Origin of the sequence: Nostoc flagelliforme FACHB-838, assembly GCF_014698065.1 — a bacterium.
Lineage (GTDB): Bacteria > Cyanobacteriota > Cyanobacteriia > Cyanobacteriales > Nostocaceae > Nostoc > Nostoc flagelliforme_B.
This window is the reverse complement of the sequence record NZ_JACJSI010000652.1, coordinates 1-2,203: the sequence shown is the minus strand read 5'-3', so window position 1 is coordinate 2,203 and position 2,203 is coordinate 1. Positions and strand designations below refer to the sequence as shown.

Here is a 2,203-nt window from a genome sequence, read left to right as displayed (position 1 = left end):
TCGGCTCCGGCATTTTCTATCACCACCTGCATTAACGTGGCGATCAATTGATCGAGATGGATTATTTCTGAAAGAGCTTGAGCTGCTTTCATTACCGCAGCCAAATCGATCGCCGCAGTCGGATGAAGGATCGTTTTAGCGGTCAAGATTGAGTTCGATTGCCGAATCAGGTTGGAATTGAGTAGTTGTGGATAGCGTTTTTCTAAATCTTTGACTTTTGCCATCGCTCCCCATCTTTCATAGCAGTAGTGTGCTTCTTTCATGTAGAGCTGAGCAAATTTTTCCAGACCTCGCGCTAGATAATGTTTTGCAGCCAATTCGTATGCTAACGCCTCTTCCTGGATATATTCATTTTCTCTGGCTCCTTGAATCGCCCGTTCATAAAACTCTTCAGCCTCAAGAAATTGCCCTAAGACTCGTGCTTTCTCTGCCTCGACTAGATAAAATTTATGTAGATAATTCATTGGGGCGTGTTCTGCCCATTTCTGCATTTTTTCTTGGTTGGTGTTAACACAGTTTAGCCAAGCTGCTTTTTCAGAGTTTGAAGTATCAGGCGATAGGCTCAAAAGCGCCAGCGAATGATAGAAACAGAATATAGGTAAAACCTTTATTGCTGTCACCTCTTCAAAATGTTGCCTTGCCAAAATAGCAGTCTGTTCAGCTTGATGGTGTTCTTCAAATAGATAACACAACATGACTTTGTGCAAATAGAGTATCTGGATTGCATTTCCATCTTTAACTGCAATAGCGTGTGATAACGCCTGTTCTTCATTATGTAGCCTACTAACTAAGCGGCTGGAATTCTCAGGACTATCTTGCAAATTAAGAATAGTCTGCCGCAATATTGCCAGCCAATTCGAGGGACTTTCTCGTCTAATTTGGTCAATCGATTTGCTGTAAAATGCTGTTTTTTGTTCCAGTTGGGTAAGTTCCTCTCCAGCAAAAAACGAGTTATAGCACACGTCATATGCAGCATAACCAGCAGTTTCAAAGTCTCCAGTTTCTACTCCATCTTGATAGGCATCAGCCAGCATGGGTATTGTGTTCCTAAGATGCACCTTCCAGTGCATGATGTGGGTACTCGACAACACTAATGCTTTAGCATTCCCTTCTTTGGTATTCAATCGTTCTGCCAAACCCAGAGCCAATTTGCCAAATTTATAACCGAGTTCAATGTTTTGAACAAATCCACATAGAACAAGTCCGTAGGCAGCATAATTGTGTGGTGACCAGATAGCATTACCATATTCGATCGATAAACTTACCATTTTGCAAGCAATCAGTATCATCAGTGCTGGTGATACCATATGTGCAGCACCTCCAATATTCGTCAGGATATAAATTGCTGCCAGCGGTTCTGGTGCGGTCATCTTTGGTAAATTAATCAAGTCTTCAATTTCTCGTTGGGCGAGTAGTGCAGCCGTTGACTCCAATTCCCTTTGAACATCTGCCTGACTTGGATTTTCTATTAAATCTATTCCCAAGAGCTTTAACGCTTCCAATCCAGTTTTTAGTGCTTCTTTCAGGTTGCCTTGTGACAAATATCTTTGAATGCTGCTATCGTAAACTTGTACTTTGTCAACCACTGTTTTGGCACGAGCGAGTACCACTTCTACCAACTGTTCCATCTCATCAAAGCAACCCTGGAGATACGCCGCTTCTGCTGCTTCTGAGTACAGCGCTAAGGTGAGGTCATACTCACTGAGCCAACTCTTTGTATCGAGAAGTTTAAGCCCTGTAGTGAAATACTTAAAAGCTGCTTCATAAGCCGTTGCTGCCTTTGCTTTCTGACCTGCCATTAAATTCAATCTGGCAATTTCAGTTCGTTCTAATCGAGCAGTGACTAGCTCAAGTCCTTGATTGAGATGATCGATGATTTCAAACAGTCGCTCCGATCGTTGCTCTGGTGAATTTTTTTCGAGCAAATTGCGACCGATTTGAAGATGAACAACCTGTTTCTGCGATTCATTAATCAAAGCATAAGCCGCTTGCTGAACGCGATCGTGCGAAAACTTATACTCTTGAACCAACAAGTCTTCGTCCAATTCAGACAGAGGTTGAATTAATCCCGCTTGTATTACTGCTAGTAGATCCTGAAAAATTGCTTTCGGTGATTTTTCGCAAACGATCGCTAACGTTTCTAAATCAAATTCAGCTCCAACACAAGCGGCTAAACAAAGAATTCGCCGTGTTTCATTTGGCA

Annotated in this window: 1 protein-coding gene; it reads right to left on the bottom strand. The window is 42.2% G+C overall.

Going from position 1 to position 2,203, the window contains the following annotated elements:
• Positions 1 to 2,203: ATP-binding protein (locus H6G97_RS50250; RefSeq protein WP_422394295.1), on the bottom strand; the 2,203-nt coding region annotated here is incomplete at both ends.